Origin of the sequence: Intrasporangium sp., from assembly GCF_040414665.1 — a bacterium.
Lineage (GTDB): Bacteria > Actinomycetota > Actinomycetes > Actinomycetales > Dermatophilaceae > Intrasporangium.
Genome location: NZ_JBEDUL010000109.1, coordinates 36,801 through 51,619 on the forward strand (window position 1 = coordinate 36,801; position 14,819 = coordinate 51,619).

Here is a 14,819-nt window from a genome sequence, read left to right on the forward strand (position 1 = left end):
CGATGCGCATCGACGTCATCACCATCTTCCCGGAGTACCTCCAGCCCCTGGACCTGTCGCTCATCGGCAAGGCCAGGCAGGACGGCCTGCTCACCATCGCCAGCCACGACCTGCGGGACTTCACCCACGACCGGCACCACACCGTCGACGACACGCCTTATGGCGGCGGTGCGGGCATGGTGATGAAGCCCCAGCCCTGGGCCGAGGCCCTGGACCACGTCCTCGCCCTGGCCGTGCCCGACACTCGTCCGCACCTCATCGTGCCGGGTCCTGGGGGCGCGCCGTTCACCCAGGCCAGAGCCAGGGAGCTCGCCGCCGAGCCCTGGCTCGCCTTCGCGTGTGGCCGCTACGAGGGCATCGACGAGCGCGTCTACGACCATGCGAGAGAGGACCTCGGGCTCGAGGTCTCCGTGCTGAGCCTGGGCGACTATGTCCTCAACGGCGGCGAGGTCGCCGTCCTCGCGATGGTGGAGGCGGTCGCCCGGCTCCTGCCCGGCGTCGTCGGCAACGCCGAGTCCCTCGTCGAGGAGTCCCACGAGGATGGGCTGCTCGAGTACCCCATCTACACCAAGCCGCGAGTCTGGAACGGCCGCGCGGTGCCGGACGTCCTGCTCTCCGGGAACCATGCGGCGATCGGGACCTGGCGGCATGCCCAGCGCCTCGCCCGGACCGCGGAGCGGCGCCCCGACCTGCTCCATCCCTCCCAGGTTGCCGTGCCAGGCGAGCCCGACGTCGATGTCGCACTCGTGGTGCCCGCTGACGTCCCTGAGCTGTTCACCCTGGCGCTGGCGTCCGCGGCCCACGCGGCTCTCGTCGCCGACGTGCGCGAGCTGCCCGAGCTCACCCCGTCAATCGACGACTTCCGGGACGGCCTGGAGGGGGCGCGCACGTGGGTCGCGCGCAAGGCCGGCCGCCTCGTCGGGTCGGTGCGCACCGAGGTGTGCGGCGACGAGCTGCGTATCTCGGAGGTGCTCCTGGCTCCCGACGTGGACAGCGTTGGGCTGGAGTCGCACCTGCTCGGCCTTGCCGAGCAGAGCGCACCCAGCGGCATACGGACCTTCTCCCTCGTTGCCCGTGCCGGGAGTGACGACGTCATCCGCAGGTACCGCAAGGCCGGCTACCGGCGCTCGCGCGGTGAGCCCGAGGTGCCCGGACAGGTCAGTCTCGTCAAGCGTCGGCTGGCCGACTAGGAGATCAGGGCGCTCCTCAGGTCGTCCGGGAGGATGTGGCGCGCCCGGATGAGCCGGCCCTCGACACCGGCCGTGATGGCTTGGGTTGCCATGATCGCGAAGAGGACGAGCACCTGCGCCGTGGCAGCCTGCACCGCGCTGCCCCCGCCGAGCATCACGCCGATGAAGGCGCCCGGCAGGGTCACGACTCCGGACGTCTTCACCTGGTCGAGGCTCGGCAGGATCCCCTCGGGCACGCGGCGGGCGATGATCTCCTCGATGGCCTGCGCCGGCAGCAGGCCCAAGGACAGCGCCGCCTCGTACTGGCCGTGCTCTTCGCGGAGGGCGGCGAACGACCGCCGGCCGACGAGGGTGTGCACCGTCATCGTGTTGCCGAGGACGATCCCGACGACAGGAATGAGGGCGATGCCCTCGAAGGGGATGGTCCGGCTGAGCAGGAGAATGGCAACGACGGGCACGATGCCGCACGCCATCGCCACCGCCGCCCAGGACAGTGCGCCCGGGCTCTCGATCCGTCTGCACGTCGTCACCACGGCCATGATGAACATGCCGAGGAGGGCGAGGCCCGAGAGCCAGAGCGAGCCGATGACCGCGGTGATGATCGACGCGGCGATCGTCAGCTGGATGGCCGCCCGGAGTCCGGCCACGACCGCCTGACGGCCGAGACCGTGGTGGAAGACCTGGTTCGCGAGGACCGTGACGACCATGAGGGCCACCAGAGCGATGGCCACCGGCCATCCCGGGTTGACGGTCACGGCCCGACGCTATCCCCTCGCCCCGCTTGGGGCGGTCAACCCGGCCCCTCCGGGGGATCCGTGAGCTCGTGACCAAGCACAGCGGCATACGGCTCGATTTCTGCAATGGTGGCCTGCTCTGGCAAACTTGGTCCTTGCGTCCGGCTGACGATGGCCCCTGCCACAGGGGGAGTCGAGCCAGCAAGACCGAGCGTGCTCGGCTGGTTGGCAGACGAGGCCTGACGGACTGCAGCTCGAGACATCTCACGGGTGACCTGTGGCGCCCAGGAAAGCGAAGCATCATGCACACGTTTGACGCGCTCGACGCCGCCTCGCTCCGCTCGGACATTCCCGAGTTCCGCGCCGGCGACACGCTCAAGGTTCACGTCAAGGTCGTCGAGGGCACCCGCTCCCGCGTCCAGGTCTTCCAGGGAGTCGTCATCCGCCGCCACGGTGGTGGCATCGGCGAGACCTTCACGGTCCGCAAGATCTCGTTCGGCGTCGGCGTCGAGCGCACCTTCCCCCTCCACACCCCGATCATCGACAAGATCGAGGTCGTCACCCGCGGTGACGTGCGTCGCGCCAAGCTCTACTACCTGCGCGGGCTGCGCGGCAAGGCGGCCAAGATCCGCGAGAAGCGCGAGACCGTGCCGGCAAAGGCCGCGGCCAAGACCGACTGACCTCCTCCAGAGTTCTCAGCCCGTTGGCGACGAGAGGCGCGGTGGTCCCCGAGTCGAGCGGCTCCACGTGATGGAGGAGACGCCAGAGGCATCGGGTTCCGCCGCGCCTTCCTCGTCCCCGCGGGAGGCCGCGGGGGCCGATGGACCGGGCGCAGCGGAGCCGCCCGCTCACGCGGATCGCAGCCTGCGCTGGCTCATCGGACCCGCCGTGGCGCTGTTGCTCGTGCTCGGGCTGCGGGCGTTCCTCGTCGCACCGTTCAGTATCCCGAGCGGGTCCATGGAGGACACCCTTGACGTCGGCGACCGGCTCCTCGTGACCCGCACCACCCAGGCCGAGGACCTGAGGCACGGCGACATCGTCGTCTTCGACGCCTCCCGCGCGTTCAACCTCGAGGTCCCCGACCGTGGTCTGCTGGAGTCCGTCGTCGACTCCCTGGAGGGCCTGGTCGGGCAGGGAGCCCCGACCGACTACGTCAAGCGGGTCATCGGCCTGCCCGGCGACCGCGTCCGCTGCTGTGATCCCGACGGACGGATCGAGGTCAACGGCGAGCCAGTGGACGAGCCGTACCTCAAACCCGGCCAGGCCCCGAGCACGATGACCTTCGACGTGCTCGTCCCGCCGGACCGGTTCTGGGTCATGGGGGACAACCGGGGCGGCTCCTCGGACTCGCGGGCGCACCTCGGCGAGCCGGGTGGCGGGATGGTTCCGGGGGAGGACATCATCGGAAAGGTGTGGGTGCGATACTGGCCGCTCGATCGGCTGGGCTCGATCCAGTCCGCCCCCGAGAAGAACGGTGAGTGATGTCGAAAGTCCCAGGCCGTCCCGACTCATCGGGCCAGAACCCCGATCGTGTTGGTGACCCTGGCGAGATCTCGAGGAACGAGAACCTCGACCGTGCCGGGGACGACCTGGGTGATGACTTGGGGGAGGACATGGGGGACGACGACGAGGAGCGACGCGGCTTCGGAGCCGGTCTGGTCAGCGCGCTGAAGGAGCTGGTCATCGTCGTCGTGTTGGCGATGGCACTCTCGTTCGTCGTCAAGACCTGGCTCTTCCAGGCGTTCTACATCCCGTCCGGGTCGATGGAGGACACGCTCGTCAAGGATGACCGGGTCATCGTCAGCAAGCTGACACCTGGGCCCTTCGACCTGCGTCGGGGAGACGTGGTCGTGTTCGAGGACCCGGCGGATCCCGTCCCCTGGCTGAGCGGGGCGAGCACGAACGGGACCTCCGACGTCGGTGGGCCGCTGCACGACCTGCTGGTCTTTGTCGGACTGCTTCCCGAGGACGCCGAGAACCACCTCATCAAGCGTGTCATCGGGCTGCCCGGTGACCATGTCGTCTCCGACGGCGGCACCGGACCCATCACCATCAACGGCGAGCCCGTGGACGAGACCTACCTCAAGCCCGGCGACGCGCCGAGCGAGGGCAAGCCCTTCGACATCGTCGTGCCGCCGGACCACGTCTGGGTGATGGGCGACCACCGCTCCGACTCGGCCGACTCGAGGTATCACGACGCCCCGGCCAACAATGGGACGGACGGCTCCGTGCCCATCGACAAGATCGTCGGGCGCGCGTTGTTCATCATCTGGCCCGTCGACCACGTGACGTGGCTCGGGGTGCCGGAGCGGACCTTCCAGGACGTGCCGGCGCCTTCCCACAAGACTCCGGTCCCCGGGGCGACCACGCCCACCGAGGGGGCGTTGGCTCCGGCTCCCGGCTCGGTCAGATCCTCCGCGGCCTCGGCGGCCTCGGCAACCTCCGCTGGCGCAGCCGCCTCCGCCGAGCTGCGCCTGGCTGCGTCCTCCTGAGAGTCGTCATGGCTGGTGCGACTCCATCCAAGAAGCCATCGCTCAGGGTCGAGCGGCAGCTCCAGCGTGCCGGTCACCGGCTCCTCGCCGGCATGGACGAGGTCGGCCGTGGCGCTCTCGCCGGGCCGGTGAGTGTCGGTGTCGTCGTCATCGACGAGACCGTGCGGTCCGCGCCGACCGGGGTCAAGGACTCCAAGCTGCTCACCGAGCGCGCTCGCAAGGGACTCGTGCCGCGTATCCAACGCTGGTCGGTCAGTCATGCCGTGGGACACGCAGGTCCCGAGGAGATCGACTCGATCGGCATCATGGCCGCCCTCCGTCTGGCCGGCCTGCGGGCGCTCGCGGCGATCGACGTCGTCCCCGACCTCGTCATCCTCGACGGCAACCATGACTGGCTGACCGCTCCCTACGACGTGGGGCTCCTCGCCTTTGCCGACGGCGCGACGCCGGCCACGCCGCCGGTGACGACGATGATCAAGGCCGATCTCAAGTGCTCGTCCGTCGCCGCCGCGAGCGTGCTTGCGAAGGTGGAGCGGGACGAGCTGATGATCCGGCTGGGAGCCGAGCACCCGGCATACGCCTGGAGCCTGAACAAGGGCTATGCGGCGCCCGAGCACATGGACGCGCTGGCCCGGCACGGGCCGTGCGACCTGCACCGCCGCTCGTGGCGGCTACCCGGGGTCTACGCAGAGGACACGGTCCTGCTCCCCGAAGAGGTGTTGAATGAAGTGACGGATGACCTCGCAACGCCCTTCGTGACGGCGGACCAGACAGAAACGGCGGTTCGGTGAGTTCGGAAGACCTCGAGAAGTACGAGACCGAGATGGAGCTGCAGCTCTACAAGGAGTACCGCGATGTCGTCGGTCTGTTCAGCCACGTCGTCGAGACCGAGCGCCGTTTCTACCTGGCCAACTCCGTCGACCTCAAGGTGCGCACCGATGGGGGAGAGGTCTTCTTCGACGTGGCCATGGCCGATGCCTGGGTCTGGGACATCTACCGACCGGCGCGGTTCGTCAAGAACGTGCGGGTCGTGACGTTCAAGGACGTCAACATCGAGGAGCTGCCCAAGCCGGACATCAAGCTGCCGGACTCCGGAGAGTTCACGTGACGCCCTGAGCTGTTGATCGCCAGAGTCCCGCGTCGGCTCGGCTCGGTTCGGGGGCTGTCCACATCCTCTCGGACCAGCCTCCGTCGTACACAGCCGATGAGGTGTCGGGGCCGCGAGAAGGCTCTCGCCGCAAGGGTGGTCGCATGGACATCCCAGCGACCCGAGCCCTCGGGAGGTACGGCGAGCAGCTGGCGTGCCGCTACCTCTCGGACGCCGGCTTTGGCATCCTCGATCGGAACTGGCGCTGCGCTCGCGGCGAGATAGACATCGTCGCCCGGGAGGATGCCGACCTCGTCGTGTGCGAGGTCAAGACGCGTTCCGGCGCTCAGTTCGGGGCGCCGTTCGAGGCCGTGACCCGCCAGAAGCTGCGACGGTTGCGCCGCTTGGCGATGCTCTGGCTCGATGCGCTGCCACCCGTGGAGCGCAGCGGGCTCTCGGTCCTCACCATCCGGATCGACGTCGTGTCGATCGTCAAGCGCGGGACGGACACCGCGCGCATCACTCACCTGAGGGGCGTCCAGTGAGTCTCGGGAGGACCCGGGCGGTCGGCCTGAGCGGGGTCAACGGCTTCATCGTCGAGGTCGAGGCGCACGTCGCCGGCGGACTGCCGGGCTTCGTCATCAGCGGACTCGGCGACTCGGCCGTCAAACAGGCGCCTGAGCGGATCAAGGCCGTGTCCTCGCTGGTCGAGGGCATGCTCGTCAACCAGCGTCGCGTGACCCTGAACCTCTCGCCGGCGGGTCGACGCAAGGTCGGCACCGGCTTCGACCTCGCCATCTTCGTCGCCGTGGCGGCGGCCATGGGGATCGTCCCGCGGACGGTGGTCAGGGACGTCGTGCACATCGGCGAGATCGGCCTGGACGGCTCGGTTCGCGGGGTCGCCGGCGTTCTCCCATCGGTCCATGCCGCCGCTCTCGCCGGGGTGCGTCATGTCGTCGTCCCGGCCGTCAACGCCGCCGAGGCCCGGCTGGTCACTGGCATCAAGGTGCACGCCGTGGCGGACCTGCGAGAGCTGGTCCAGCGCTACCGCGACCTGGCCCGGGGCCGCGCCGTCGACCCCGTCCCGGAGCCGCCGCAGGCCGAGCCCTCCGCGGCGATGAGGACGACCGACCTGTCCGACGTGCTCGGGCAGTCAGAGGCGAAGATCGCGCTCGAGATCGCCGCCGCGGGCGGACACCACCTGCTCCTTGCCGGACCACCCGGTGCCGGCAAGACGATGCTCGCCGAGCGGCTCCCCGGGGTGCTGCCGCCGCTCAATGAGGAGCAGGCGATGTCGGTCACGGCCATCCACTCGGTCCTCGGGCTCCTCGATGACGTGCGCCTCATCACCAGGCCTCCGTTCGTGGCGCCACACCACGGCGCCTCGCAGGCCGCGGTCATCGGTGGCGGCAGCGGCCACATCCGTCCGGGTGCCATCACTCAGGCCAACTGCGGCGTGCTCTTCCTCGACGAGACGCCAGAGTTCGACAAGGCCGTCCTCCAGGCCCTGCGCACACCCCTCGAGCGTGGCACCGTCACCATCGCCCGTGCGGCTGAGTCGGTGACGTTCCCGGCCCGGTTCCAGCTCGTCCTCGCAGCCAATCCCTGCCCCTGCGGCAACGGCTGGGGGCAGGGGGTCGACTGCACCTGCTCGGTGGCGATGCGGCGCAGCTACTTCGGCAAGCTGTCAGGACCGCTGCTCGATCGCGTGGACCTGCAGGTGCACGTGCAGCCGCCAGGACTGACCATGGCCGCCCAGCCGTCCGCGGAGACCAGCCGCGTCGTCGCTGCGCGGGTAGCCGCCGCCCGGGCGGTGCAACGCGAGCGATGGCGCGGCCTGCTCGTCGACGGGTGGGCCCTCAATGCGCACGTGCCGGGATCCCTCCTTCGGTCGTCGGCCTGGCGGCTCCCGGCCAGCGCCACGGCTCCGCTCGACCGCAGACTCGAGCGAGGCAACATCAGCCTGCGCGGCTATGACCGCAGCCTCAGGTGCGCCTGGACCGTGGCCGACCTCTCCGGGCTGCAGCGTCCGGGCCGGGACCAGGTCGAGCTGGCCCTCTCCCTGCGCCGGCAGGCGGGGGTAGCGGCATGAGTGGTGGCGGCATGAGTGGTGGCCTCGACGACGCACGGTTGGCCCGGGTCGCGCTGTCCCGGCTGGTCGAGCCGGGTGACAAGGGGGTTCACGAGCTGCTGGATCGACATGGCGCCCCGGAGACGCTCGACCGGATCCGGGCGGGGCATGGCCGGCTCGCCCGCTTCGCAGAGCGGGTCAGGCGCCTCGACGTGGACCGAGACCTGACGACCGCCGCGAAGGTCGGTGCGCGGGTCGTCGTCCCGGGGGATGGCGAGTGGCCCGAGCGGCTCGACGACCTTCCGGTGCCCCCGTGGTGCCTCTGGCTGCGCGGACCCGCGGATCTCGCAGCGATGACCAGCCGATCCGTCGCCATCGTCGGCTCGCGGCTCTGCACCGCCTACGGCGAGCAGCTTGCTGCAGACGTGGCCGCAGGGGTGGCCAACCGCGGCTGGACGGTCGTGTCGGGGGCGGCCTTCGGCATCGATGGCGCCGCTCACCGAGGGGCCCTCGCGGTCGAGGGCAAGACGTTGGCTGCTCTCGCCGGTGGGGTGGATCGGGCCTATCCGTCCGCACACGCGAGACTCATCGAGCGCATCGCGGACGCGGGCATCGTCCTGTCCGAGGTCGCCCCAGGCTCCGCGCCGATGCGCACTCGCTTCCTCCAGCGCAACCGCCTCATCGCCGCGATGACGAGGGGGACCATCGTCGTCGAGGCGGACCTGCGCTCCGGATCACTCAACACCCTGCGGACCGCGCACGAGCTCGGCCGTCCGGTGGGCGTCTTCCCCGGCCCGGTGACGTCGATGATGTCGGCTGGCTGCCATGAGCAGGTCCGAACCGAGAGGGCGACTCTCGTCACCGGGACCGCCGACGTCATCGACCTCGTCGGCGACTTCGGCGCTGATGCCTGTGACGAACCGCGGGGCGAGACGCTCCCGACCGATGAGCTCGACCCGGAGGAGACGCGGGTCCACGAGGGGCTGCCACACCGGGCTTGGGTGGACCTCGCCCAGGTGTCGCTGGTCTCCGCGCTCGCTCCGATGCAGGCCATGGCAGTGCTCGCGCGGCTGGTTGAGCTCGGCCTGGCCGAGCGGCGCGACGGGACCTGGCGCAAGGCGCGTGCCCCGCGTCGCTGAGTCGTCGCTGAGTCGTTGAGCACCAGGCCTCGGCCGCGGTCCTTGCCCAGCAGTGCCGGGTTTGCGATGGTGCGTCCATGGCCGCTGGAGCTGACGGGACGGACTCGGCCGTGCTGGCCGACTTCGAGAGACACCTGCGCTCTGAGCGCGGACGCTCGGACCACACCACGCGGGCATACGTGTCCGATGTCCGCCAGCTGCTCTCCTTCGCGATGGACCGTGGGGTGAGCGAGCTGGGCGAGCTCCGCCTGGCGGACCTGCGCTCCTGGCTCGGCGAGCAGGCGGACCGTGGCGCGGCGCGCTCGACGATCGCTCGCCGAGCCGCCGCGGCACGCACCTTTCTGGGTTGGGCGGCTCGCACGGGGCGGATCGACTCGGACCCGTCGCGGCGGCTGGTCGCGCCGCGACGGGGTCGCGCGCTGCCCGGAGTCCTCAAGCAGCGCGAGGCCAGCGCCATGCTCGACGTCGCGGCCGTCCGCGCCGACGACGCGGACCCGATCCACGTCCGGGACCGGGCCGTGCTCGAGCTGCTCTATGCCAGCGGGATGCGAGTCGGGGAGCTGGTCGCCCTCGACGTCGATGATGTGGACCTGGACCAGCGGGTCGCCCGAGTGATGGGCAAGGGGGCGAAGGAACGAATGGTGCCCTTCGGCATCCCCGCTGCCCGAGCGCTCACGGAGTGGCTGGCTGCGCGCCGAGCGCTCCTCGGCCCGCGCTCCGGTCCCGCGCTGTTCCTCGGTCGTCGAGGGGCGCGAATCGACCCCCGCCAGGTCCGGTCAGTGGTGCATGACGTGTTGCGCCACCTGCCCGATGCGCCGGACCTCGGCCCCCATGGCCTGCGGCACAGTGCCGCCACGCACCTGCTCGAGGGGGGAGCGGACCTGCGGATCGTCCAGGAGGTCCTGGGTCACGCCAGCCTGGCGACGACCCAGATCTACACCCATGTCTCGGTGGACCGCCTTCGAACGAGCTATGAGCAGGCGCATCCCCGCGCGTGACTCAGCCGAGCGGTAGCAGGACGGTGGGCGCACGTCCCAGGAAGGCGAGCGGGTCGAGGTACTCGCGCCCACGCAGCACTCCCCAGTGGAGACACGTCTGCGGTGCGCAGTGACTCGGGCCTTCGGCCACGTGCCCGATCACCTGTGCCTTGGTCACGGCCGTCCCCAGCCCGACGCTGGCCGTCACCGGCTCGAAGGTGCTGCGAAGCCCACTCTCGTGCCGCACCACCACCACCCCACGACCGGCGAGCTGCGAGGCAAAGACCACCTGGCCCGATGCGGGCGCCCGTACCTCGTCGCCGACCGAGCCGACGAGGTCCACGCCGCGGTGGCCCGGCTCCCAGCGGCGCAGCGGAGGGTTGAACGGTCGCGCGATGGTGGGAGTCGGGGTCAGCGGCCACGCCCAGCCGGACTCTGCTGCCGCGGAGGGCGCACCTCGTCCCCCGGTGGCAACGGCGCTCACAGCACCCAGAGTGCCCACGGCGCCCCCGGTGCCCGCGGTGTTCACGGCGCCCACGATCGGTGGGGCGGCCGACCACCCGAGGGTGAGGCCGAGACCGGTCAGGACAGCGACGAGCTGGCTGCGGGGATCCATGACCAGAGACTCTCTCGACAGCTACAGAGACGCTGGTCCAGCGAAACCGATTGGGGACGATGGGGCCACCGTCGCAAGGGATGTGGACGACCAGGCGGGTCAGCTCCGCCCGGCTGCGGCGAGTCGTCGGCTCGCCTCCCTCAGCACCTCGTCGCGCTTGCAGAACGCAAACCTGACCAAGGTCCGGGCCGCCTCCTGGTCGTCGTGGAACACGGACACCGGCACTCCGACCACACCGGCCAGGCCCGGCAGGGCGCGGGCGAACTCCAGTGCGTCGACCGCACCGAGCGGCGCCGCGTCGGCGATCACGAAGTAGGTGCCCCGGGGCTGGGACACGGTCAAGCCAGAGGCTCGCAACGCGTCGCACAGCAGGTCGCGCTTTGCCTGCAGCGATGACGCGAGGTCGCGATACACCTCGTCCCCCAGTCCGAGCGCGACGGCGACGGCCGGCTGGAAGGGCCCGGACCCGACGTAGGTGAGGAACTGCTTGACCGTCCGGGCGGCGGCCACGGCAGCGGCCGGCCCGGTGAGCCAGCCGACCTTCCAGCCGGTCGCGGAGAACGTCTTGCCCGCGGACGAGATCGTGATGGTCCGCTCCGCCATCCCCGGCAGGGTGGCCATGGGAATGTGCTCGGCGTCGTCGAAGACGAGGTGCTCGTAGACCTCGTCGGTGACGACCCAGGCGTCGTGCTCGCGAGCCAGCGCCGCCACCAGGTCCAGCTCGGCGCGGGTGAAGACCTTCCCGCTCGGGTTGTGCGGCGTGTTGAGCAGGACGAGCCGGGTCCGGTCCGAGAAGGCGCTCCGGAGCGAGGCCTCGTCGACCGCGAAGTCCGGGAAGCGAAGGACCGACGTCCGCCGGGTCGCGCCCGCGAGCGCGATGGTCGCCGCGTAGCTGTCGTAGTACGGCTCGAAGGTCACCACCTCGTCGCCGGGCTCGCACAGCGCGAGCACCACCGCCGCGATCGCCTCCGTGGCGCCGACCGTCACCAGCACCTCGCTGTCCGGGTCGAGCGGCAACCCGTAGAACCGCTTCTGGTGCAGTGCGATCGCCTCGAGCAGCTCCGGTACCCCGGGCCCCGGCGGGTACTGGTTGCGCCCGCCGTCGATCGCGGCCTTTGCGGCTTCGAGCATCTCCCGTGGCCCGTCCGTGTCCGGAAACCCCTGACCCAGGTTGATCGCACCCGTCCGCGTCGCGAGCGCGGACATCTCCGCGAAGATCGTCGTCCCGAATGGCTGCATGCGCGAGATCAGCGGCGAGCTCATGGGCCGAACCCTACCGACGCGCACGGGAGCGGACGGCTCAGCGAGGGTGAACCCGATCAGGCCGGGCGGCATCCCGTGATCCGGTAGAGGGTGTAGTCGCCCACGGTGCGGACCTTCTCCAGCCCGTCCACGGAGGCCAGGTCGACGAGCCCGGAGGACCGCTCCGGGCGGTCGAGCCAGTACACGTGGGGCGAGTCGATCGCCCAGCGGATGCCGTGCCGGGCCAGGGCCTGACAGACGTCGGGTCGCGTCGTGAGCTGGGCGAAGCCGGTCCCGAGCAGGTTCTCGTCGCCGGTGTCGGGGATCGGGATGGAGCGATAGAAGGTGTTCGTCCCGAACAGCGCATACATCAGCGGAGAGCCGTTCTCCGGTCGGCCGATGAGCCCTTCCCCGGGGGGGATCTCGCCCGCGAGGACAGCGAGGTCCGCCTGGGCCTGCCGGGACAGGATCACGCGGGCGGGGTCAGCGGGCCGGAAGAACCCGTCGAGCATGGTCGAGCGCGTCGGCGCCTGCCAGACCACCGTCGCCAGGGGGATGGCCGCCAGTGCCACGAGGGTGACCGCCGGCACCTGGCTGCGGAGGACGGGCACCGTGAGGAGCAGGTCGCGCACAGCGGGCGCGGCCGCCGCGACGAGTACGACGCCCGGCACCGCGGCGAGCGAGGCGAGCCGCACCTTGTCGTTGTACCAGTAGCCCGTGATCAGTGCGGTCCACGACGCCGTGGACGAGGCCGCCAGGACGTAAAGGGCCACGCAGGCACCCCACATGGCGACGACCGGGATCGCGGCTCGTGCCCGGACCACGATCCAGCCGATCCCGAGCAGGATGAGACCGAGCAGCCCCCAGAGCACGACGCCGATCTGCAAACGTCCACCGACCACCTCGATCAGCGCGCGCCAGACCGAGACGTGCCCCGTCCACTCGTACGACTGGGTCAACGCGAGTCGGTCGGACACCAGGGGAGCGGCCACGAGCCCGATGATGCCGGCGATCGCGACCGCGCCGAGGTCCCGGATGACGGACGCCCACGAGGCGTGGCCGATGATCCCTGCGCGCAATCGCGCGGCGACGAACCACACGAGCGCGAACATTACGAGCGCCACGAGCGAGTTGGGCTGGATGAGCGCCAGCCCGGGCACGGCGGCCGCGAAGCCGAGCCACTGGCCCCGTCGCAGCCGGCCCTTCGGGCTGCGTGCAGCTTGGAGCATGATCGCCAGGGCACCCGGCGTGAGGGCCGTGCCCATGAGGTTGGGCCACAGGACCCCCCAGCCGAGGAGGATCGTCGGGAACGACACGAAGGCCGCGGAAGCCAGCCCAGCGGCATACGTGATGATGCGCGACGTGCCCAGGGCGTGACGGACCAGCGTGACGACGCCGATCGGCCACACGACAGCCGCGAGGACCACGGTCGCGACGTTCGTGCCGGGAAGAACCGGAGCGGCTCCGGTCTGGAGGCCCGTCGCGATCCACGCGTGGAACCCGTTGGGGTAGAAGGTCGGGTGGGCGATGGAGAAGTTGCCGGTGTCGAGGAACAGGCGGATCCGGTTCAGGTGGTACACGGCGTCCGGGCTGTCCACCAGCTCGTCGGGCCGTCCGATCGCGGGCAGGATCGTGACGAGGGCGATGACGACGCCGAGGGCGATCGCGACCACCGCGTGGGAATCAGGTCGCCCGAGGAGGCGTCGTCGCGGGGTCAGGACGGGGTCGTGGCCTCCGACGGCATGGACTGCTAGCCAGCCGAGGCCGGCGGTGACTGCAGTCACGGCGGCGAGCACGAGCCAGTTCCAGCCGATGCCGAGGCGCTGGGCAATGGTGGCCCAGGCTGCGATGACGCCGACCGAGACAGCAGGCGACACGGCGACGGCTTCAAGTCCCCGAGCGCCGAGGGCTCGCACGACGAGCCAGCCCGGCGCAAACAGCGCGACGAGAAGGACGGCGAACGCCGCGAGGGTGTCCCACCAGCTCGACCAGCCCGCCAGCACGTTCTCCATGGCCGTCATTCTGTCGGTCACCGCGATTTCGCCGTGCCCCGGGTCAGGGCCTACGATGGACGACGGTCACGTGTGCTCCGGCTCGCGCGACCTAATTCGCGCGTCTTCTGCCGGGTTTCGTCCCGGGGCGCACCACAGCAGTCCCAGCACAGTTCCACGAGCGCCGCTGGGTGGGGTGCGTGCAGGCGCCAGGAGTGAGGTGTATGCCGCTGGGCTCGGACCGCTCGTCGGGCTGGGTGTCGCGGTGGTGGCCTCACGACCAACTGACAACCACGAAACAAGGAGGACACGGCATGGCCGTCGTCACCATGCGCCAGCTCCTCGAGAGCGGCGTCCACTTCGGGCACCAGACCCGTCGCTGGAACCCCAAGATGAAGCGCTTCATCATGACCGAGCGCAACGGCATCTACATCATCGACCTGCGGCAGACCCTCGACTACATCGAGAAGACGTACGACTTCGTGCGCAACACGGTCGCGGAGGGCGGCAGCATCCTCTTCGTGGGCACGAAGAAGCAGGCCCAGGAGGCGATCGCCGAGCAGGCGACCCGGGTCGGCATGCCCTACGTCAACCAGCGCTGGCTGGGCGGCATGCTCACCAACTTCCAGACGGTGCACCAGCGGATCAACCGCCTCAAGGAGCTCGACGAGATCGACTTCGACAACGTGGCCGGCAGCGGCCGCACGAAGAAGGAGCTCCTGCACATGAAGCGGGAGCGCGACAAGCTCGAGAAGACCCTGGGCGGGATCCGGGAGATGACCCGAACGCCGTCCGCGGTGTGGGTCGTCGACACCAAGAAGGAGCACCTCGCCGTCGAGGAGGCCCGCAAGCTCCGGATCCCGATCATCGGCATCCTGGACACCAACTGCGACCCCGACGAGGTGGACTACCCGATCCCGGGCAACGACGACGCGATCCGTGCGGTCAGCCTGCTCACCCGCGTGGTGGCCGACGCGGTGGCCGAGGGCCTGATCGCCCGCTCCGGCGCCAAGGGCGGCGAGGACGACTCCGCCGCCGCGGAGCCACTCGCCGAGTGGGAGCGCGAGCTCCTCGCCGGCGAGGCCGACAAGGCTGCCGTGCAGGCGACCGGCGGGGACGCCGCCGGCACCGACACCCCGGCCGCCGAGGCCACCGGCGCCTCCGCCGAGTCGGTCGAGGCGCCCGCGGAGCCGCAGGCCGAGAGCGCGGAGCCGCAGGCCGAGAGCGCGGAGCCGCAGGCCGAGAGCGCGGAGCCGCAGGCCGAGAGCGCGGAGCCGCAG

Annotated in this window: 15 protein-coding genes; 11 read left to right on the top strand and 4 right to left on the bottom strand. The window is 70.6% G+C overall.

All coding sequences use genetic code 11. The annotated features are described in order from the left end of the window. The first annotated feature begins 2 nt into the window (after nucleotides 1–2). The gene (gene trmD, locus ABF401_RS11810) at nucleotides 3–1,190 is read left to right on the top strand and encodes a tRNA (guanosine(37)-N1)-methyltransferase TrmD (RefSeq protein ID WP_353509760.1); all 1,188 of its coding nucleotides are present in this window, start codon (nucleotides 3–5) and stop codon (nucleotides 1,188–1,190) included. Here the strand turns inward: trmD and ABF401_RS11815 are convergent. Continuing rightward, complete coding sequence (locus ABF401_RS11815; protein WP_353509761.1) at nucleotides 1,187–1,945, bottom strand: ABC transporter permease; 759 nt, start codon at nucleotides 1,943–1,945, stop codon at nucleotides 1,187–1,189. The genes trmD and ABF401_RS11815 overlap by 4 nt on opposite strands. 281 nt (nucleotides 1,946–2,226) lie before the next feature. Here ABF401_RS11815 and rplS point away from each other — a divergent pair, with 281 nt between their 5' ends. The 9 genes from rplS (at nucleotide 2,227) to ABF401_RS11860 (ending at nucleotide 9,711) form a co-directional block, all read left to right on the top strand. Further along, the gene (rplS, locus tag ABF401_RS11820) at nucleotides 2,227–2,604 is read left to right on the top strand and encodes a 50S ribosomal protein L19 (RefSeq protein WP_353509762.1); all 378 of its coding nucleotides are present in this window, start codon (nucleotides 2,227–2,229) and stop codon (nucleotides 2,602–2,604) included. A 70-nt stretch (nucleotides 2,605–2,674) separates the two neighbouring features. Next, complete coding sequence (gene lepB, locus ABF401_RS11825; RefSeq protein WP_353509763.1) at nucleotides 2,675–3,406, top strand: signal peptidase I; 732 nt, start codon at nucleotides 2,675–2,677, stop codon at nucleotides 3,404–3,406. Continuing rightward, complete coding sequence (gene lepB / locus ABF401_RS11830) at nucleotides 3,406–4,416, top strand: signal peptidase I (RefSeq protein ID WP_353509764.1); 1,011 nt, start codon at nucleotides 3,406–3,408, stop codon at nucleotides 4,414–4,416. The genes lepB (ABF401_RS11825) and lepB (ABF401_RS11830) overlap by 1 nt, the downstream gene beginning before the upstream one ends. Nucleotides 4,417–4,424: 8 nt before the next feature. Beyond that, nucleotides 4,425–5,207: a ribonuclease HII gene (rnhB, locus tag ABF401_RS11835; protein ID WP_353509765.1), complete on the top strand. Its 783-nt coding sequence runs from the start codon at nucleotides 4,425–4,427 to the stop codon at nucleotides 5,205–5,207. After that, nucleotides 5,204–5,524 carry a DUF2469 domain-containing protein gene (locus ABF401_RS11840; protein ID WP_353509766.1) on the top strand — a complete coding sequence of 107 codons (321 nt, stop codon included), beginning with the start codon at nucleotides 5,204–5,206 and terminating at the stop codon, nucleotides 5,522–5,524. The genes rnhB and ABF401_RS11840 overlap by 4 nt, the downstream gene beginning before the upstream one ends. A 143-nt stretch (nucleotides 5,525–5,667) precedes the next feature. Further along, nucleotides 5,668–6,048: a YraN family protein gene (locus tag ABF401_RS11845; protein WP_353509767.1), complete on the top strand. Its 381-nt coding sequence runs from the start codon at nucleotides 5,668–5,670 to the stop codon at nucleotides 6,046–6,048. Further along, entirely contained in the window at nucleotides 6,045–7,595 is a 1,551-nt protein-coding gene (locus ABF401_RS11850; protein ID WP_353509768.1) for a YifB family Mg chelatase-like AAA ATPase, read from the top strand. Before ABF401_RS11845 ends, ABF401_RS11850 begins: the two co-directional genes overlap by 4 nt. Nucleotides 7,596–7,606: 11 nt before the next feature. Continuing rightward, nucleotides 7,607–8,713 carry a DNA-processing protein DprA gene (gene dprA, locus ABF401_RS11855; RefSeq protein ID WP_353509769.1) on the top strand — a complete coding sequence of 369 codons (1,107 nt, stop codon included), beginning with the start codon at nucleotides 7,607–7,609 and terminating at the stop codon, nucleotides 8,711–8,713. 77 nt (nucleotides 8,714–8,790) lie between these two features. Beyond that, entirely contained in the window at nucleotides 8,791–9,711 is a 921-nt protein-coding gene (locus ABF401_RS11860) for a tyrosine recombinase XerC (protein WP_353509770.1), read from the top strand. 1 nt (nucleotide 9,712) lies between these two features. Here the strand turns inward: ABF401_RS11860 and ABF401_RS11865 are convergent, their stop codons facing one another. From ABF401_RS11865 to ABF401_RS11875, 3 genes are all read right to left on the bottom strand, one after another. Further along, on the bottom strand, nucleotides 9,713–10,306 hold the full coding sequence (locus ABF401_RS11865; RefSeq protein WP_353509771.1) for a murein hydrolase activator EnvC family protein: 594 nt from the start codon (nucleotides 10,304–10,306) through the stop codon (nucleotides 9,713–9,715). Between the two features lie 99 nt (nucleotides 10,307–10,405). Continuing rightward, entirely contained in the window at nucleotides 10,406–11,569 is a 1,164-nt protein-coding gene (locus ABF401_RS11870; RefSeq protein ID WP_353509772.1) for a pyridoxal phosphate-dependent aminotransferase, read from the bottom strand. A gap of 56 nt (nucleotides 11,570–11,625) precedes the next feature. Then, entirely contained in the window at nucleotides 11,626–13,560 is a 1,935-nt protein-coding gene (locus ABF401_RS11875) for a DUF6541 family protein (protein ID WP_353509773.1), read from the bottom strand. Between the two features lie 293 nt (nucleotides 13,561–13,853). On the opposite strand from ABF401_RS11875, the gene rpsB reads away from it, so the two are divergent. Further along, on the top strand, nucleotides 13,854–14,819 hold a 966-nt coding region (gene rpsB / locus ABF401_RS11880; RefSeq protein ID WP_353509774.1), incomplete at its 3' end, for a 30S ribosomal protein S2.